The sequence below is a fragment of the Paenibacillus oceani genome (assembly GCF_014705615.1).
GTDB classification, from domain to species: domain Bacteria; phylum Bacillota; class Bacilli; order Paenibacillales; family NBRC-103111; genus Paenibacillus_AB; species Paenibacillus_AB oceani.
Window position 1 is genome coordinate 141597 of sequence record NZ_JACXJA010000006.1, and the last position, 19440, is coordinate 161036.

The following is a 19440-nucleotide window of genomic DNA, read 5'->3' on the forward strand; positions in this document are numbered from 1 at the left end:
TTCACTTGGAACGCCCTGCGATCCCTTCTACACATTGAATCGACAGCCTCTATATGCCGACAATAAGAGTTTTTAGTATTTATTTTAGTAGCTCTTATTTTTTAGAAAAGTAATTTTTAAATTTAATAACCCGAGTTTGGCGACATAATTTTCCAGCATCAGGCGTAGCAAGGCTTTGCAGGTTTTTGAATGCTGGTTTTGGTACTACAAGCAGTTTTCTGCATGTTCAAGGACTTGTTTTTTGAACTTGGGGTCATTTGCTTTTTCACATTCCAGAGCCGTTAAGAAAGCTTGCTGCACATCTGTTATTTCTTGAATTTTAAGCATTTTGCGTTTTGTCGCAGTAATTTCTTATTCATGTTTGTGATGAAGCACGTTAACCCGTCAAGCCGTGCGACATCCCGAAGCTCGTCATTTTTCCATTGTAGGTCAATTTGAAAACTGTCAACTTGCCGCTCTTTACAAGAAGTCGACATTTGTTCTTAACTCTCGATAAGTCCGAATTGCTTGAAAACCGGTGGTGTCCCGGCATAATCACCAGATTGCACACATACCCAGCCTAAGTAACCTCCTGAGGAAGGATGAACACGATATACTAAATCTCCTTGCACCCAAACGCCTTCTGTCGGCTGTTGTTCTGCCCACTTCACACCGATGATGCTTTTATTGCTAATCGGGGAGTGCCATTGCTTGAGCTTCTCGCCGTTAAAAACAGCATTGTCGGCAACGCCGCCTATATAAACATTTGTTGAAGTAATGACGATTTCATTGTTCGCAGGCATTCCCGCTAAATTAATATGTCGATTCGTCGCGTGAATATAGTTCCCGTCAAACAACACATCTTTCACTGGATTTTCATCCTCACACGAAATACCGCACTTCGCTGTTCTAATTGTATTCCCGCGCACAATTGAACCTGAAAATCGGGTTAAACGGATGGCTCCATATGGTTCAGCGACCGTCGAATCTTTAATATAATTATGTTCAATGAGCATGTTTTCTTGCGTTAATGCCATCGCAATCGGTCGGGTTCCCATAATATCATTACGTCGAATTTTAATCCCTTCATTGTTCGCGATCGTCCACCCGTTAGCCCCCGTGCCGTAATCAATATTATCTTCAACCTTTACCCCTGGACACCAGCGTAAATGTAAAAAGCGGGAGGCGCCTTTGCCAGCATAAAAAATGTTGTTTATAATCTCTACATCACGCATCATGCGTGGTGAGTCATCGTATCGCGTAGTCGCCCGTACAAAATAGCTGGAAGCGCCTACATTGTTCAATATTTTTATCCCATGGTATTCATTATTTTTAGAATGGATTTGAATGAAATTCCCGTTGGAGCTAAATTTATTCCCTGCAATCGTGATGTCTTCCATGATTTCGTTGCTATCATTATCCGTTTCCAATATAACGGAACCAACATACGAATGGTTATCTTCGATTTTATTGTTTTCAATCCAAATCGATTTGCCAGAGATGACGACTACACATCCACGCCGAGGATTCACAATTTCATTACGGGTCACGTGAATGTTTTCACTGTAACGGGGAAGCTCGCCAGAATTTCCAATCATCACCCCATCGCCAAACATCAACTCAATCTTGTTGTTACGTACAAAAACATTTTTGGAACTCATGATTTTCACACCATGGGCGTATTCCGCATCGCCTTGCGGCGGCGATGAACCATCGTAATCACTCAATAAATGCAATCCTTCAATCACTAGACCATTCCCATGATAATTTGCAATTTGCAACAAAATTTTATCCCGTGACCCATCGGAATCGACCATCTTGATCATCGGCATATTCACACCAAACATCGAGTTTTTCAAATGAATCGTTCCGGTAATTTTATAAAAGTGTTCCGGCTTCGGAACGAATAGCGGTAATCCAAGCGCAGCTAATTGGCGAAAAGCTTCGGTATCGTCTATGATCCCATCGCCTTTCGCCCCGACTAACGGGGCCGGGGGGAGCAATACATTGATCCCCCGACTGCGAATATCCGACCACACATCGACTAGATGGTCCTGTACCACTTCTTCTGCAATTTCCCGAATGATTCCCGAGTTGTGATCGACCGCTTGACCTTTGGATAATCCGATCTTGCTACTCATCAATGTACCGGCAACTGCCACCGTACCAGCAGCCCCCAAGTATTTCAGCATTTTTCTACGATTCACTTTTGGGTTTTCATGGATACGAGCAGGCTCTTGTTTAGTGGACATTTTCCCAGCTCCCCTTCGTATGTATTTATTTATTCATTTCCGTTTCCAAATTCTTATTGTGCTGTTCCTCTGCATCCCGTAACACGGAGTTTAAGTCTTTTCCATCTAACAAATCGATTAACGCTTGGTTTGAAATATTTGTCGATTTCCCATCGTATAATCCTTGCTTTAAATAGGGAGCCGGCTGACTTTTAAAAATCGAACGGATACGTTTCCCTTGAACATGCGGGACATCGGCTCCGAGTGCATTTTTAATATCCGGATTTCTCAATGGAGTTAATCTCGCCAATTGGCGGGCACTGACCATCTGAGCTTCATCCGAAGTTACAGCTTCAATGACTCTCATAATGTCGTCCTTATGTTTGCTTGTTTTCAACGGCATAATATAATTGCCATCGACTTGACCATATACGTTTAGATTGTCTGCAAAACTCGGGTGTTGAGCAATATCCCAATTTAATCCCTTTTCACTCGGTTCCTTTAAAAAGGGAATGACGTTGATCGAAGCAAGCATGGCGATATTTTGCTGCGTCCAAAACGATGCACGCCCCTTATTCGGTACATAACCATTATGAGGAATCGAGTATATCTTGTATGCCATTTCGAATGCTTTTCGATATTTGTCTGTATTAAAATTCGATTTATTCGTCGCCGGATCTGTTTTTTGTGGCGATAACAGGGTCGCAATCCGCCCCACACTTTCCGGATCCAATCCCCGATAGGTTACATTATCTTCAATGCGAGATAATCTATTAGCCAATTTGATCGCATCTTCCCAAGTCATCCCATCCTCGGGATAAGCAACACCGAACTTATTAAAAATATCAATATTGTAATATAAAGCGCTAAAGTTAACAGAGTAGGGAATCCCGTATATTTCCGATCCTGTATCGGAATTCACCTTGATTGCCTCAATATAAGCTGGTTCAAAACGATTAAGATTAAATTTATGCTTTGCAATAAGCTCTGTCATATCCTCCAGCACATCCATATTACGGAGCTGCGGTAAATCTCCTTGGAATATGAGATTCATATCCGGAGGTGTTCCCGCTGTGAATAAATTTTGCAGCGTATTTCCGCCACTTTTATCAATCATCATTAACTCAATATGCGGATATTTTTTTCGCACAGGTTCAGCAAATAAAACTTGAAAATCTTCCTTAGTCACTGCCACTTGTGGATATAGCGTTAACGTAACCGGTTTCAATTCTTCCTGCATGTTTTCACTTATATTGGTTTCTTCGTTTAACGCCCCCCCTTCCTTGTTCCCGCACGCGGATAAAACCCCTAAAATAATCAATATAAAGACACTTCCAGACAAATATCGTCTCATTTTCACAATCCTCCCTTTTAATTACTAATTATGATAAGATGTACGAATAGAATAGCGCATATTAACATTAATTTCTTTAATGAAATTGCTTACTTTTAAAAAAATCCACTTATCTTGCGCTCAAATAGTTCGCGAGGAGGTACGCCCGGAATGGATCAAAACCCAATTATACGAAGAGCGAGCACACACTACTTTTCCATTCAATATGATAAGCGTTCAGCACCTTTTAATATGCCAACTCATCATTTTCACAGCAATTATGAAATTTATTACTTGTTATCCGGTGAAAGAAATTATTTCATAGACGGTCACTTTTACCATGTTACACAAGGAGACCTTGTATTTATAAAAAAAAATGCTGTTCATAAGACGACTACGACCGGAAAACACGATCATGAACGTGTTGTTCTTTATTTTGATCAAGCCGCATTAGGAAATAAACAGTATTTGCTTGATGATCCACACTCGCCTTTTAATTTGGATAGCCCTATCCTTTCATTAAACGTTCACGAACAAAAATACATCGAAGACCTATTTTATGAAATTAAAGAAGAAAGTAGTGTTCGATCGTTAAGACATGAGGAGTTTATGGAGGCATTATTAATACATTTATTTATTTTTTCATTACGCTGTTCTGAAAAAAAATTACAGCAAAATGAAAATAACGAAAACCTTTTACAAACAAAAATAGCGGAAGTTGTCCAGTATATTAATCAACACTATCATTCCCGAATTACATTGGAAACGTTATCAAAACAGTTTTATATTAGCCCCTATTATTTGAGTCGAATATTTAAAAAGGCGACAGGCTTTTCTTTCGTAGAATATTTAACAACGGTGCGAATCAAAGAAGCACAAAAGATGTTAAGAAAAACCAACATGAAGGTGAGTGATATTGCCGCCGATGTAGGTTTTGAAAACATCTCTCATTTTATTAAAATATTTAAAAAATTGAGCCAATGCTCGCCATTACAGTATCGTAAAATGAATCCGTAAAAATGGTAAAGGAGTGTTCATTTAGTCAAACCTGCAATTATTGCAAAAAGAAATTTGCTGCAGCAGTACATGTTCGGCGATTCGCTGCTGGTCGGCGCCTTTACGGAGACGATCTATTTGCCTGACGGCGAATGGATCGACTACTGGACAGGCGCTCGGTATACCGGCGGACCGTTCTTCATCCGGCCATTCGGGCAGAATGGCGACATCGGCGATGTTTTTCTACTAGAGCCGGGAGCAGTCGGCGGATGGATGCTTAATCACGATATAGAGACCACAGCCGGTAACAACGATCAAGTTGCACTCTCTTCCACCATACACATGCGAAAGTGAGACAGTTGTTTCCTTATCATATCCAGCATAAATGCCTGCGGCCGCCCCCGAACTGCAGCTCTCCATCTGGAGTTACACCTGCGCTCCCAACTGGACCCGCCCCACACGCAAAGACCAAAAGCCCGCGGTCATCCGCAGGCTTATAGACGCTCTTTCTTTTATTCCCCGCTAACTCTGACCAGTCTCCCGTCCCAGCTCAAGGGGAAGCGCTGCCCCTCCTTACTTCTTGGCCGCTTTCGCTTCGGAGATCCCTTTGTTGATCAGCTCCTCGGCCGTTCGTAAAGCCGTATTGGCGTCAACTTCGCTGCCTTCGACGATCATTTTCATCACTTCGCCGATCAAGATCGATTGCGATTTGGTGAAAGGCGTCAGGCCCGCCGCTCGGATCAGAGGCTCCGGAGCCGGCTTGTTGTAGAAAAACGAGGTGACGTGTTTTCCTTGGTAAAGCGGATTGTCCTGGTTGAACGCTTTCTTCATCTCTTCCGGCATTTGGGCCAGCGGCGGAGCGATTCCCACCTTGGACAGCTTTAGCAGCACCTCGTCCGAAGTCAGATGCGACATGACGTTAAAAGCCGCCTCCTTCTCCTTGCTCGTGTTCGTGATGAAGAAATAGCGCGCGCTTCCGGCAAGTCCAATGTTCGGTTTATCCTTATAGGTCGGGACGGATACGATATCCCACTCGAACGTTTTGTAATTGTCCGGCCGGGCAAATACGGTCATGGCGGAGACGCCGGTCTCAAATACTTTCAAATCCTCCTCGGTGTAACCGGTTTTGGAGTCGAATTTCAAGCCGGGCAGCTTGTAGAACCGGACGATCCCGTCGACGATCTTTTTCCATTGGTCGGTATTGACGGCCGCCTTGTCTTCCTTCGGATCGAGATACGGCAAGGAGTATTGGTTGAATTCCATGAAGATTTGATGCCATCGCTCGCTGTAGCCGCGATACTGGACGCCGTCCTCGAAACGCGTCATCTTTTTGGCAATCTCATACACGTCGTCCCACGTCATGCCGTCCTTCGGATACGCCACGCCGAACTTATCGAATAACGTCTTGTTGTAATGCAGCGCATTGGCCGGGGCGTTGACGGGAAGTCCGATCACTTTACCGCCGGCGTAACCTTTCATCGCATCGATGAAGACGGGCTCGATCCGGGTCAAATCGTACTTCCGGGTTTTGATCAGCTCCGAGATATCTTCCGACAGCCCGTATTCTTCCATTACAAAGGAGATCGTTCCTTTGGTACCGACTACGATGTCAGGCACAGAGCCGGCTGCGACGAGATTTTGGATCTCCTGTCCTTTGACCGCCGGTTCGGCTGTTTTTAATACATAATTCGGATATTTGGCCTTGATGATCGGCGCATAAATTTCATCGAATTCTTTCTTGGTCATCGAATTAAGGTAAAATGTAAGCTCGACCGCTTTCTGATCGTCCGTTACGGACGGAGCCGCCTTCCCGTCCTTCTCTCCGGCGGCCGGGGTGCCGCCTCCTGAGCTGCAGGCCGAGAGGATAAGCGCAAGAATGGCGGGAACAAGAACGGTGCGCGGACGAATAACGCAAGACTTTTTCATCATGAATGGTTACCCCCTGTGATGTATGGTTAATTCGGACATTAGAGCCATTATACGATGTATTCGCTTACATCACATAGGGAGTCTGATTGCAGAGCATCGTAATTTCATGAGGGAATGGCGCATTCTATGCTATAATATTCGGTAAATTACAGTTGTCCTAAGGGGGGATCTCGTGCTCGGAGAACAACGCGAACATTCTGATGTTCAATTTCGGACCGCCGCTGGGGCTTATGTTCGTCTGCAAGCCATTACCCCCCGCACGTTTCGCATCCGCGTGAGTGAAACGGAGCACTTTCCGGAGCCGCCGCTGGTCCGTTACGGAATCGTACGTCTGCCCCCCGATCCGGCAGCGATTGAAGTAGAAGAAGATGGAGACCGGATCACGATAAAGACCGGAGCCGCCGCTCTCCAGGCAGACCGCCGCGAGGGTACCTATACGCTGTACGGGGCGGACGACGAAGTTCTCACCCGCCAGATCGCAGCTCCCCATAGCGGGGCGGAGTCCTGCTGCGGAGCCAGCTTCCAGCTGTACCCGGACGAGCTCCTGTACGGACTCGGCGACGAAACCCGCGACAAGCTGATGAAGCGCGGGCATCTCGCTCACATGCGGCTCCAGAAACGGGAAGCTCACGCACCGGCCCCGTTCCTGATGAGCAGCCGGGGCTGGGGATTATTTATCCATACGACACTTCATCACGAGATCGATATCGCGCATACGGATTCCGACCTGATCCGCTTTTGCATCCCCGGAGACCAGTTGGACTATATCCTGTTCACAGGAAGCAGCTATGCAGATCTGCTATACGAGTATACGGGGCTTGCCGGTCGACCGCTGCTTCTTCCGATCTGGGCGTACGGTTTATCCTTCATAAGCAACGAGCAGGCCAATGCCCGCGAATTGATCGAGGATGCTCTGAAATTCCGCCGGGAAGGAATCCCCTGCGATCTGATCGGCCTGGAGCCAACCTGGATGGAGAAGCGCTACGATTACTCGACCTCCAAGAGATGGCATCCGGAACGATTTTATATCCCCGGCTGGAGCCCGAAGGGGCAGCATACGTTTATCGGGACGCTGAAAGGGATGGGCTTTAAGCTTAGTTTATGGTTATGCTGCAACTACGATCTGAGCCGGTACGAGGAGCAGGCTCTAGCGCAGCGGCATCTTGCTCCGGTCGGCGGCGGAATCGCGCCTGGTCAGGAGGAACTGCCGGATGAGCTGGACGAAGGCTGGTATGCCCATCTGAAACCCTTTGTAGATCAGGGTGTAAGCGCATTTAAACTAAGCGAAATGAGCCAGCTGCTCGGGCTGCCGGACCAGATGTGGAGCAACGGGATGAGCAACAGCGAGATGAACAATCTGTATCCGCTGCTGCTTGCGAAGCAGATGTACGACGGCTTCAGGAGCCAGACGTCGACACGCCCTATGATCTTTACCGTTGCCGGATATGCCGGCATCCAACGCTTTGCTTCGATGTGGACGGGCGGGCTCGGCGAAGGAGTCGGCGGGGACTACTCCTTGATCACCCTCTTAAATGACAGTTTATCCGGCATCTCCAGCGTGACGTACGAAATGGACATCCACTCTCCGGAAGGCATTCATTTCGGCTTTTTGCAGCCATGTTCCAAAGTAAACAGCTGGGCGTACTGGAGACATCCGGCGCTGCTGGACACTGGTCTCCGGGATCTGTTCAAAAAGTATGCGAAGCTTCGCTACCGGCTGCTTCCTTACATTTACTCAGCCGCGCATACGGCTTCCCGGACGGGTTTGCCGATCGTCAGAGCGATGCCGCTGATCTATCCAGGCGATCCGAGGGCGCGCAGCCTGACGATGCAATATATGTTCGGCGATGCTTTTCTGGTTGCGGCGTTTACGAACCGGGTTTATTTGCCGGAAGGGACATGGATCGATTATTGGACAGGCGAACGTTACATCGGACCGCTTGATCTGGAATACGACGCGCCGAAGGATACTGGCGGACCGCTGTTCGTCAAAGCCGGCACCATCCTACCCATGTGGCCGGAGATGGATCATATCGGGCAGAAACCGGTCGAACCGATGAGTCTGCATCTGTACCCGCACGGGGAGAGCGGGTTTACGCTGTATGAGGACGACGGCGTTACTTTCGGCTATGAGAACGGAGAATTCGCCCTCACGGAGTTTGCTTGCGCAAGCAGCGACCGCCGGACGTCCGTATCGATCGGCTGCCGCAACGGGCGTTACAACGGCATGCCGGCCCGCCGAAGCTACGAAGTATTGCTGCATCTCCGCAGCGCAGGCAAACCTTTGAAAGTTAAAGTAAACGGAACCGAGTACAAGGAAACGTCCCGATCCAAAAAAGGCTCCGCAGCCGCCGGCTGGCTGTTCGACCGGTTATCCGGAGTGGTGGCGGTGCATGTCCAGGAAAACGAGAACGATTCGGAGCCGGTCCGCATCGAGCTGATCCACGCCGCTCCCGCCTCGCGAAAAACCGGTGCCGGTTCGCCCTCTAAGCGTGCGGCTTCGCCGGCGGAACCGCCCGATCCGGAGAAAATGCTGGAGATCGGCCTCGAGACGGGAGACCCCCGGAAGACGAGGGCCGCCATGGAGAAACTGCTGGAGGAGCGGCTCGGCCCGGCGCCGGCGCCCGGGGAGATCCGCGGACATTTTCTGTATCTCAGCGGTCTGCTCGCCCGGTTTATGGAACGCAAAGGCTGGACGATGAACGAGGCGGTCGGGGAAGAATACGATTCGTTTCTGGACCTCCACTCCGTCTCGCTGAAAGAGGAAGGCTACGACAGGCTGATCCGGGCGGCTGTGCGGGTAGCGGAATACTCGGGCAAGATGCGAAAATCGTCTGTCCATCCGCTCGTCCAGCGGCTGAAAGATATGGTCGAGCAGGAGATGGACCAGCAGTTCTTCACACTGAGCGTAGCGGCCGAAAGGCTGCATGTGAACGCCTCCCACTTAAGCCGGCTGTTCAAGCAGGAAACGTCGCAATCGTTCTCGGACTACGTGATGGAGAAAAAGATGAACTACGCGAAACGACTGATGGAGCAGGGTTGTAAGGTCAGCGACGCTTCCGCCATGGCCGGTTTTAAGGATACCGGTTATTTTATCCGCGTCTTCCGCAAATATTGGGGAGTCACGCCCGGTGAGCTGAAACTGTAAGCGGAATCCAACAGACATCCGGGCGATACAGCCCAGCGACAGAGGCGTAAGAGTCCAGCGATAGAGTCAACAATACAGCGCAAGACGGCACGCACCGTCCTCCTCAGGTCCGGGAGATACGGCGCATGCCGTCTTGCGTTTTTCGGGTTTATCAAGCCAATTCCTGGACAAATCGTCTGTATGCCTCCACAGTCTCGCGGTCCGGTTCGATGCCGAGGTCTGTGTGAAGCACCCGTACAAACGATTCGTACTGCCTAGTAAGCGAACCGTAGTCTTTCAAGGACGCATACGCCTTCATGAGCAGCAGACAGCATTCCTCTGAATAAGGCTCTTTCTCCTGCACCGTCCCGAGCCGGCGGATCGCCAGCCGCTCCCTGCCGGTAGCGAGCTCGTACGCGGCCGTATGCAGACTGAGCTGGACGAAACGGCGGGAAAGCTCTCCTCTAGCCGCTTTCGCCCAATCGTAATCGTGCTCCTCGAGATAATCGCCGCGATAGAGGGCCAGCAGCCGGTCATTGCGCTGCCAGCCGCTCTCCGTCATCGCCGGTTCGTCCGCCTCCCCCTGCTCGAATTGCTCTACGTCGGTCGCAATCCCGTCCAGGATAATGCGGTAGCTGTCCTGGGAATATTCCACTCCCGCCGAGACCGCTCCCCATTCCTTCAGCATCCTCCGGATCTGGTATACCGACGTGTGCAGGTGCGTAATCGCCTTGTCCTGCTTATACTCCGGCCACAGCTGATCCATGATCGCATCCTTCGTCACCCATTGCCCCCGCATATGAATCAGATACGCGAGCAGCTCCTGCGCTTTTTGCGTCCTCCACTTCAGCCTGTCGCCGGCACCGGCGGCATCCTGCAGCGTAAGCCGCTTCAAGCAAAGCACCGCCGGCTCCTGCAAGACTGCTGCCGGACGCAGGCTCCGGCGTCTGTCTTCTTCGATCCGGGCGATCGTCTTGGCGAAGCGAAGCGGATCGACCGGCTTCAATACGTAATCGAGCGCGTTCAGCTCGAAAGCATCCAGCGCATAATCCGCATACGCCGTCACGTATACGATCCGGATGTCGGGATCGATCTGCTGGATGTATTCCCCCGCCTGAAGTCCGTTCATCTCCGGCATCCCGATATCGAGAAAGACGATGTCGGTTTTATCTTTGGCGAGGTGAGCGAAGCCTTCGCGGGGGTTCATATAGGTCCCCGTGACGTTGACCCGGCCGTCCGTCTGAATCATCCGCTCCAACTGCATAAGCGCCGGCTTTTCATCGTCGATCAAAATGGCTTTCATCTGTATTCTCCCCCCTGTTCCGTTTGCGCCAGGAGGCCGGCAAACTTTTGGGCACTTCAAAACTTACCCGTGTCCCGCGCTTCCACTCCGTCTCGATCCGCAGTCCCTGTCCGTACAGCGTCAGCAGCCTTCCGTGGATGTTGCGGATGCCGACACCTCCTTCGGAAAGCTCGCCTGCCAATACGGAAGCGAGCCGTTCCTCCGTCATGCCTACCCCGTCGTCCTCAACCGTTACGCTGATTGCAGATCCGGTGTCCTTCACCTTGACGAGCACCGTCCCTCCGGACGCTTTCTGCATGACGCCGTGCCGGATCGCATTTTCGACGATCGGCTGGATCGTAAGCGGAGGGATCATGGCGAGCGAATCGTTGTCGATCTTGTATTCGACCTTCAGCCGTTTATCGAACCTTGCCTTCTCCAACGAAACGTACGACTGAATCAGCGCGACCTCTTTATGCAGCGGGGTCAGTTGCTCCCTGTTGCGGAAATCGAAGCTGGCCCGCAAATAGTTGCTCAGCTCGACGAGCAGTCTCGTCGCCAGCTCCGGATCGGACGGGCAGAGGGCGATAATCGTATTCAAAGCGTTGTATAAAAAGTGCGGCTTGATCTGCGCCTGCAAAAAAGCAAGCTCCGACAATACCGCCGAGCGTACCGAATTTCGCATCGCAAGCAGCGTATGCACGCGGGCGCGCAGCTCGTCGGCGTCGACCGGCTTGCTGAGAAAATCGTTCACCCCCGCCTGAAAGCCGACCCGGATATCTTCGGGCAAGCTTCTGGCCGTCAGCATCAGCACCGGAAGCTCGGATAGCGAAAACCGGGTGCGGATCGCGCGGCTCAGCTCGAGTCCCGACATCTCCGGCATCATCCAGTCGGCCAGAACGAGATCGACCGGCCGGCCCGAGATGACGATGTCCAGCGCTTCCCTCCCGTTATCGACGGCGATGACTTCGTAGTTTTCCAGAGCGAGCAGGTTGATCAGCACTTGCAGATTGACCGGATCGTCATCTACGAGCAGCACCGTGGAGACAGTCACCCGCCCTTCCTGGCGAGGCCCCCGATCCGCCGCCGAAGCGGCCGTTTGCCTGAAGCCTGCGGCAGGGCCCGCCCCGCCGGGAACCGGCTTTCTGGATTCGGGCGTCACCGGAGGTCCGTCAACTGAGGCCGGAAGCGTAAAGTGAAAGACCGAGCCGCGTCCCGGCTCCGATTCAGCCCAGATTCGTCCTCCGCCCAGCTCCACCAGCTTCTTGGAGATGCTCAGCCCAAGTCCGGTTCCCCGGCTGGCCGTATCGCTTTCCACGGGATCGGTCTGGTCGAACGCTTTGAAAATATCGGCCATCCGCTCCGGCTCGATCCCGACGCCCGTATCGGCAACGGAAATACGCACGTGACCGTCTTCCGCTGCGGCGCTGATCCGGATCTCGCCCTGCCGCGTAAACTTGACGGCATTGCCGAACAAGTTGTACAAGATCTGGCGGAGCCGGTCCTCATCCGTATGCAGACCAGGCAGCTCCTCCGGCCATTGCTGGACGAAGCGGATTTTTTTCGGGGTGGCGAGATGTCCGACTACTTCCAGTACCGATTGCGATACCGCCTTGAGATCGACGTATTGACAGCGGAGCGTAATTTGCCCGTTCCGCAGTTTGGCGAAATCGAGAATATCGTTAACCAGCAGCGACAATCGTTTCCCGGTCGAGACGACCAGAGCCAGATCGGAGGACATCTTCTCGTTCAGCTTGCCTGCCGCACCCTCCAGCAGCGACTGGGAAATATTGATCATTCCGTGCAGCGGCGTGCGCAGCTCGTGGGAGGTGTTCGCCATAAACTCATCCTTCAGCCCGTCCAGCGTAAGCAGTCTCTGCGACAACTGCTCTACCTGCACGAAGGAATTCGCAAACCGCTTCGCAAGCAGCAGCGCCTGTGTCGTGACGAACAAAAGCATCTCGAACGGAATCAGAATCTGATCCTCGAACACGACCAACAGGTCCACCAGATAAACGACAATCATGACGACGATGCTGAGCATGCTTAACAGCATAAGGAGCGAATCCTCCGAACGGCTTCGCATTCCTTTCCACATGGCAGCAACCACGTAGCCGATCGTGACGACCGAGATCGCCAGAAACGGAACGAACTTGGAAATCCAAATGATCGGAAAACCTACGGCAATGATAATCGTGCCTGCAGCCATGATCCGCGATAACGCAAGAGCGATTCCGGAATAGGACAACGGAGCGATGACCATGACGTACCGGAGCAGAAAATAATACACGTACACAGAGGAAATCGTCTGGATTCGGGTGAACGTCTCGTAGTTCATTCCCGGGATCAGTCCCGCCATCAGCTTCTCCCCGTGAGTCAGCACGTACACGAGAGCGGCGCAGCAGAACAGTCCCAAATAAAGCAGCGCCGTTTCCTTGCGCCGCAGACGGTGCAGGACCAGGAAATAGATGCAGGGAATCAGAAAGCCGGCGGCAGTGACCCAATCCCCGAACAACGCTTCTTCCCGGCTGTCCATAATCGACTTCTGGTCGCCGAATAACATCGGATAAAAAAAACCGCCCGGCGAATAGATATAGTTCGCCACCTGGACAATAATCTCGACCTGACCGCCCGGGATCGAAGCGAAGGCCACGTACGGAACGTTGCCCGACTTGCCCTGCCCGGCCGATATGCCGGGATCTCCGCTGGCGCCCGCTTCCTTGCCGTTCATAAACACGCGGTTGGCGGAGCGAATATTGGTAGTCCGGATTCCGTAGATCGCATCCTCGCCTTCTCCCAGCATAATCCGTAACCGGTAGGTCGCATAGCCGGCCGAGGAAGGCAGCCCGTCTTCGGCGATGTAATCGTCCCACTTGCCGGGAAGGTGCATGATGCCGGTCAGCTCCGGCTTCTGCCCGCCAGTCCCTGCCGCAGCTGCGAAATCGTCCGGCGTCAACAGCTGGTTCCGGTAAAATTCCCACTCGCCGGTCAGCCGGACTTCCCCGTCCTTGCGGAAATCCCACTCGCGCAGATCGAGCCATCCCTGCACGGAGCGCGGATTCCGGTCGACCGAGACGGCAAACTGGATCAGGCTGTAGATGGGCAGAGCCAATACCAGGGCAATCCCCGCGATAACTAGAATCCACTGCTTCTTCATCGAAGTCTCCTTGCCTGCCAGCTGTTCATCCCTCTTTTTTTCGAGAGAGACCGGCTGTATTCCTTCCTGCCTGGCGGCGCATTCGCAGAAAAACCGGAGGCAGGGCCTCCGGTTTCCAGATCGTCAATATAGGTGGGGTGTTCTCGAAGCCGGACCCGTCATCCGTTCTTCATTCGTCCGCCGGTCCGCTTTACGGCGCGATCGCGGACAGCAGCCGCTCGAGCCGGGCGCAAAACGTCTCTTCGCTTTCCAGCCCGGCCCAATACAGGCGCACTTCCTTCTCGATCATCCGCATCTCGATCTCGCCGATGTTCATCTCCGTAAAGAACCGGTACGATGGAACGATTTCCCGGAACAGCGAAAACCGGGACGGCCGGTAGCCGGCCTCCTCCCCGACCCATTCCGCTGCGGGCTTCAGGGCCGGCAAGCTATACGTATGCCGGCGGATCTCCAGCTGTGCGGTGTAGGAGGTCAGGTAGCGAAGCAGCGTCATAGCCGCTTCCTTGTTCGGCGATTTCCGGTTGACGGCGAGGCCGATGCTCATCAGCAGCGTAGCCGGGTCCCCGAAGTGAGGCACGGGGGCGATATCGAACGGAATCGGGCTGTCCTTCAGAAAATTAAGGTGGAAATAACTCGTCATCATGACCGATACTTTGCCTTGCATGAACAGCTGCTCCGAATCGCCGTTGGCGATGTTCTCCGACAAGATCGGGAAATGCTCCTGCACTTCGCGGCAAAAGCGAAACGCCTCCATCATCGGAGTACCGTTCAGCTTCAGTTCGCCGCCGTCATCCCGCGCGAACGACCGGCCGCGCTGCAGCAGAAACACCGACCAGCGGTTGGCGGACAGAAAGTGGTAGTAAAACCCGAGTCTCTCGCCCGGTATCGCCAGCTTGGCAGCGTTGTCGAACAACCGCTCCCACTTCCAGCCCCCGTCTGGCTCATGCACGCCTTTTTCCAGAAAATGCTCCCGGTTGTAGCAAAGAATAACCGGCGAGAAAATAAAGGGCATGACGTGCTGCTCGCCGCCCGACGTATACGCCTCTGTCAGGAACGGGTAAATGTCCGGGTCCGATTGCACAGGCTCCCAGATGTTCGCCCATCCCTTCTCCAGAAAGTAGCGGTAGTGATTGTAATTCAGCGTGATGACGTCAAGGATGCCGTTATCCATAAACTGCTTGATCACATCCGGGTGCTCGTTCGTAATCGGAATCGCCTCGACGCGAATGTCCGGGTGCAGCTCGTGGAACTGCTCCAGCAGCGAACCGATCCCGGCTTCGCGGGGAATCGAGGTGTTATAGCCGATCCGGATCAGGGCAGGCCCGCTTTCGCGGGCCGAAGGTCCGGTCACCTTATTGCCGACTCTCGGAATTTTATCGATCAGCCCTTCGGCAACAAGCTGTTCCAGTCCTTTGCGGACGGTCAGATTGCTGAGATTATATTGCTTGGAAAACTCCCTCTCGGACGGAAGAAACTCGCCGGGCACTCGTTGCCCGGAAGTAATCTCGTCGCGAATCGTGTTGACGAGGTCATCCAATCGGGAGCGGAACATTTTGCGGCTGGAACGGCTTTCCATGCTTTTGACCTCCAGAAAGTTCAAAACCGGATGCTGGACAGGAACATATTTCTCCAAATCATATCATGCGTAACATTTCTGGACAACATGACAGGCGATCCGGCCCGGGAGGAACTGCTTCCGATTTTACTCCATTCCGCGGTACGTTTGCGTTCCTACCGGCAAGCTTTTTTGATGGCATATTCCGTAATCAGGCGACAGCAGCAACCGGCATTAGTTGGATTCCGCTATTTTTTTGTTAAGCGCATCGTCCGCTTCGCGCAAAGCCGAGTTAATATCCGTTCCGTTCATCACTTTCTTGAACGCTTCCTGCGAGATCGCCTGCCCTGCCGCTCCATCCTTGCTAGGCGGCACCGGTGCGGCCGGCTGCGTCAGGAAGATCGCCTTTAAGTTTTTGCCCTGCAGGTACGGAATGTTTTTGCCGAATTCGTCCTGGATCGCCTTGTTTTGCAGGATCGGGAAGCGGCCGTTGCGCGACATGTCCATCTGCACATCCTCGGACAGAATCGAGGCGAGCACTTGGAACGCCTGGTCTTTGTACTTGCTTTGCTTCGTAATGTGCAAGATCCACTCGTCCACCTGCATGCCGGTGTTCGGCTTGTCCTTGAATTGCGGATACTGGACGATATCCCAGTTCATATTTTCGACGCCTTTAAAGTTGGGGAAATGGTTCAGGCCCGGATACATGGCCAGCGTCCGGCTTTTGATAAATTGGTCGAAGGCGCTCGGCACCCAGGCGTATTTCTCGTTGCCCGGAATTTCGTAGACCGACTTCATGTACTCGAACGTCCGCTTCCAGCCTTCCGTATCGAGCGTCGCCTTTCTTGTCTTCGGATCGACGAATCCGGCCGACAGCACGGAAGCCATCCGGCTCGGCACATCGGGCTCCAGCCCGCGGAACTGGATCTCGCCTTCTTTTCTCGTCACCTTTCTCGCGAGCTCTCTCATCTCTTCCCAGGTCATGCCGTCCTTCGGATAGGCGACGCCGAATTTATCGAAAATGTCTTTATTGTAATAGGTCGCGTTAAAGGCGATCGTCCAAGGCAAGCCGGTCAAATAGTCTTTGCCGCTGGAGATTTTGACGGCGTCCAGTCCGACCTTGTTGATTTTGGACGTGTCGAACCCGTGCGTTTTAATAAGCGGCTCGATATTATCCTCAAGACCGAGGTCCGAGAACGTATACATAATCGGGTTGGCCGATTGAACGATATCCGGTACGGTGCCGCTGGCGATGACTTTATCGAGCGCCATCTCCGTCAGGTTGATGAATTCGATCGTAATGTGCGGATATTTCTTTTTAACCGGGTCCACGATGTACATTTTCCGCTCATCTTCGCCCAGCCAGGAAAAGTTGATGGCGAACTTTAGCGTTACCGGATCCGTGCTCACCTTGGGCGCGGCTGCGGGCGGCGTCTCGGCACCCGGATCTTTCCCGCCGCCGGGCTGGGCGGCCTTCTCGCCGCTGCAGGCGGACATCAGCATGACGGCGCTCATCATGGACAGCCATAAGGTCGACTTTCTTTTCATTTCGAACTCCTCCTTCTTAATTAACCCCTGATATGTTGTATTAGAAAAGCTTCGGATGAAGCTGTTTCCACAATGAATGGCCCGGTGCAAACGGCAGCCTTTCTCTTTTGCCAGCCGATCGTGCAAGCAGCAGCGGCGCTGATTCTCCGATAGAAACAAGAAGCGTAAAACCCATTTCGTGATTTCTTTGGTTGACATGTTCACAGATCAAATTTTAATTTCGGAAGCGCTTTCTTATTGGGCGACTGATGAATCCGCTTCCATTCCGGCTCGACAAAGAACACCAGCAACTATTCTCGCTGATTTCGTACTCTTCTTTGGACCGGTTTGGGGAACTGATGAAATGAATTGGAACTTGAATTGCATGGTTGTTGGATGTCATCATGAGAGGTCTAAGAGGTAAGTTTGAGGATAAGAATTAGTTGTGATTTTCTATTGATTTACTTTATATCGTGATTATAGGTTCATTCCGTCATGAAGTCAATGCTGATTTATTTATACCCGCCATTATTTTTACGAAACGTTCAATTTTCCCTTTTGTGATTTACTTATGATTTCCATTGAGGTTTATGTTGCGAAAAACTGATTTTCGAAACCGAAAACACTCTCCCATGATCTGAAAGTAAAAGTCAACGGCGTACAAACCCAATTGAAGGATGAGCAGGGCAATGCCGTATTGTCGATCACCTATGAAGGCAATACCTACTTGCCGGTCCGCGCTGTCGCGGGCGCTTTGAAAGTGGCTGTCGACTACGATGCCGCTACCGCCATCGTGCTGCTCGGCGAGAAGGTCGAAGGAGTTTCTATCGCAGGGGAGGAATATGATGCGGGCAATTATTTGACCAGCGATCCGAGACGGACTACGTTCAAGGACAAAGACTATAAGGAAGTGCTGTACAACAAAACGAAAACCGATACGGAGGATGGTGCCGGCTCCTTCATGCTGGTCCCTGATAAAATATATCAGAAGCTGTACCTGCAGGTCGCAGCCTTGGATCAGGACGCCGAGGTCAGCATCTATGAGAGCGGATCGCTCAAGCTGCTCAAAGAGACAAAGGTCCTTGCTCAGGACGGGATGGCAACGATAGAAGCGGATATCGGAGGGATCTCTGAGATTTACGTCGAGGTTCATTCCAAGGGTGGCGGATTTGTTATTCCGCTCAGCACATCCTACTATCAATAAGTCGGTTTCCTATCACCGGCATCATAATGACCAACGCCCTCCCGGACGGCCTTCTTAGCCAAGGGGAGGGCGCTTTTTCTGGAGTACAGCGAATCAGTTCGACGGAGTCCAACCCTAGTTACGGGGTATCGGTCAGATCGGCCGGCACGGTTGTGCGGAACCCGTTCTCCATTCACTTGAATGCGATCATACAGGCACAAGCTTCAAGGAATTGCCCGCGTAAACCTTGTCCAGCACGTCTTGCGGCAAACCGAGCGTATTCAGAAACTGCTGCAAGTTATTGTCCCAGTCGTCGCGTCCGTATAAGACGCGGTCCTGGAATTCGATCAGAAATTCCCGCGTATAGTCGGAATCCCGCTTCAGCGCGTTCAGCCCGGAGCCGGCCGACAGGTCGCAGTACAAATTGTCGCGCTTCCGCATCATCTCGTATACTTTGCCCCCTGGGACGACCGGGCCCGACGGGTAGCTGTGCTCCTTGTACAGCTCGTCGTTCGAGATATGCGCCCAGAATCCGGGACCGTGCCCGAGAAAGGCGGTATCCGGACACTGGGCCACAGCCCGCTCGAAAGCGTCGATGCCGCCCCCGTACCAGTAGCCTTTCGCTGCATACGGTCCGCCCTCCCCGATGCCGTAGTTCACTTCCACGATGACGGGAAGCCCCCGTTTGCCGCAATACTTGAAGACGCTCACCGCATCGGGATTGTCATACATCATGCGCAGCATAATTTCCCCGTATACGCGGACGCCGTACGACTCGATCGCGGCGTGAAGCTTGTCCAGCGCATACGGTTTGCGCGGATCGGGGGCGTAGCCGAGCACGAACTTATCCGGCTCCTTTTCCACGCAAGCGAGGCAGTTTTTGAACGGAATCGGGCCCAATTCGTCGCCCCATGTGAGCCGGTGATAGGCTGGAGCGTATTCGTACTCCGGCGTCTCGAGCGTCAGCAGCCACGTCCGGTCGATGCCGCATTGCTTCATGTTCTCCACAATTTTCTCGCAAGTCATGTTCAAATAGTTCGGATGATTATGCGAATCGATGATCATGCCGATCGCTCTCCCTTTGCCGGTTCATGGCCGGCTGGTTTCATTTTCCGGTTGGCCGTCAGCTTCATCATACCCG

The 19440-nt window shown here is 52.1% G+C and carries 12 protein-coding genes; 4 read left to right on the plus strand and 8 right to left on the minus strand.

Annotation, left to right across the window (positions count from 1 at the left end; all coding sequences use genetic code 11):
- Positions 1–482: 482 nt before the first annotated feature.
- Positions 483–2231, minus strand: a complete 1749-nt coding sequence (locus IDH45_RS05925; RefSeq protein WP_190925629.1) for a right-handed parallel beta-helix repeat-containing protein — start codon at positions 2229–2231, stop codon at positions 483–485.
- 25 nt (positions 2232–2256) lie between these two features.
- Positions 2257–3564: an ABC transporter substrate-binding protein gene (locus tag IDH45_RS05930; protein ID WP_190925631.1), complete on the minus strand. Its 1308-nt coding sequence runs from the start codon at positions 3562–3564 to the stop codon at positions 2257–2259.
- 150 nt (positions 3565–3714) lie between these two features.
- Between IDH45_RS05930 and IDH45_RS05935 the strand changes: the two genes are divergently transcribed.
- Together IDH45_RS05935 and IDH45_RS05940 are read left to right on the plus strand one after the other, a co-directional pair.
- Positions 3715–4560, plus strand: a complete 846-nt coding sequence (locus tag IDH45_RS05935; RefSeq protein ID WP_190925633.1) for a helix-turn-helix transcriptional regulator — start codon at positions 3715–3717, stop codon at positions 4558–4560.
- Positions 4561–4614: 54 nt separating this feature from the next.
- Positions 4615–4893 carry a TIM-barrel domain-containing protein gene (locus IDH45_RS05940; protein WP_223836416.1) on the plus strand — a complete coding sequence of 93 codons (279 nt, stop codon included), beginning with the start codon at positions 4615–4617 and terminating at the stop codon, positions 4891–4893.
- A gap of 219 nt (positions 4894–5112) precedes the next feature.
- Here IDH45_RS05940 and IDH45_RS05945 read toward each other — a convergent pair whose 3' ends face one another.
- Positions 5113–6468, minus strand: coding sequence for an ABC transporter substrate-binding protein (locus tag IDH45_RS05945; RefSeq protein WP_190925635.1), 1356 nt, complete (start codon positions 6466–6468; stop codon positions 5113–5115).
- A gap of 172 nt (positions 6469–6640) precedes the next feature.
- Here IDH45_RS05945 and IDH45_RS05950 point away from each other — a divergent pair, with 172 nt between their 5' ends.
- A complete protein-coding gene (locus tag IDH45_RS05950) occupies positions 6641–9616 on the plus strand; it encodes a TIM-barrel domain-containing protein (protein WP_190925637.1) in 2976 nt (991 codons plus the stop codon).
- 151 nt (positions 9617–9767) lie between these two features.
- On the opposite strand, the gene IDH45_RS05955 is transcribed toward IDH45_RS05950, so the two are convergent.
- From IDH45_RS05955 to IDH45_RS05970, 4 genes are all read right to left on the minus strand, one after another.
- A complete protein-coding gene (locus IDH45_RS05955; RefSeq protein ID WP_190925639.1) occupies positions 9768–10898 on the minus strand; it encodes a response regulator in 1131 nt (376 codons plus the stop codon).
- A complete protein-coding gene (locus tag IDH45_RS05960; RefSeq protein WP_190925641.1) occupies positions 10873–14034 on the minus strand; it encodes an ATP-binding protein in 3162 nt (1053 codons plus the stop codon). The genes IDH45_RS05955 and IDH45_RS05960 overlap by 26 nt, the downstream gene beginning before the upstream one ends.
- Positions 14035–14224: 190 nt before the next feature.
- Positions 14225–15610 (minus strand): extracellular solute-binding protein, encoded by a 1386-nt coding sequence (locus IDH45_RS05965; RefSeq protein ID WP_190925642.1) that lies wholly within the window; start codon positions 15608–15610, stop codon positions 14225–14227.
- Positions 15611–15823: 213 nt separating this feature from the next.
- A complete protein-coding gene (locus IDH45_RS05970; RefSeq protein ID WP_190925644.1) occupies positions 15824–17137 on the minus strand; it encodes an ABC transporter substrate-binding protein in 1314 nt (437 codons plus the stop codon).
- 649 nt (positions 17138–17786) lie between these two features.
- On the opposite strand from IDH45_RS05970, the gene IDH45_RS05975 reads away from it, so the two are divergent.
- Entirely contained in the window at positions 17787–18320 is a 534-nt protein-coding gene (locus IDH45_RS05975; protein ID WP_190925646.1) for a hypothetical protein, read from the plus strand.
- A 186-nt stretch (positions 18321–18506) separates the two neighbouring features.
- Here IDH45_RS05975 and IDH45_RS05980 read toward each other — a convergent pair whose 3' ends face one another.
- Positions 18507–19364, minus strand: a complete 858-nt coding sequence (locus tag IDH45_RS05980) for an amidohydrolase family protein (RefSeq protein ID WP_190925648.1) — start codon at positions 19362–19364, stop codon at positions 18507–18509.
- Between the last annotated feature and the right edge of the window lie 76 nt (positions 19365–19440).

Excerpts from the sequence above, each read along its gene's own strand:
- IDH45_RS05925 (WP_190925629.1), bottom strand. The coding sequence starts at position 2,231 with ATGTCCACTAAACAAGAGCCTGCTCGTATCCATGAAAACCCAAAAGTG.
- IDH45_RS05930 (WP_190925631.1), bottom strand. The coding sequence starts at position 3,564 with ATGAGACGATATTTGTCTGGAAGTGTCTTTATATTGATTATTTTAGGG.
- IDH45_RS05935 (WP_190925633.1), top strand. The coding sequence starts at position 3,715 with ATGGATCAAAACCCAATTATACGAAGAGCGAGCACACACTACTTTTCC.
- IDH45_RS05945 (WP_190925635.1), bottom strand. The coding sequence starts at position 6,468 with ATGATGAAAAAGTCTTGCGTTATTCGTCCGCGCACCGTTCTTGTTCCC.
- IDH45_RS05955 (WP_190925639.1), bottom strand. The coding sequence starts at position 10,898 with ATGAAAGCCATTTTGATCGACGATGAAAAGCCGGCGCTTATGCAGTTG.
- IDH45_RS05960 (WP_190925641.1), bottom strand. The coding sequence starts at position 14,034 with ATGAAGAAGCAGTGGATTCTAGTTATCGCGGGGATTGCCCTGGTATTG.
- IDH45_RS05965 (WP_190925642.1), bottom strand. The coding sequence starts at position 15,610 with ATGGAAAGCCGTTCCAGCCGCAAAATGTTCCGCTCCCGATTGGATGAC.
- IDH45_RS05970 (WP_190925644.1), bottom strand. The coding sequence starts at position 17,137 with ATGAAAAGAAAGTCGACCTTATGGCTGTCCATGATGAGCGCCGTCATG.
- IDH45_RS05980 (WP_190925648.1), bottom strand. The coding sequence starts at position 19,364 with ATGATCATCGATTCGCATAATCATCCGAACTATTTGAACATGACTTGC.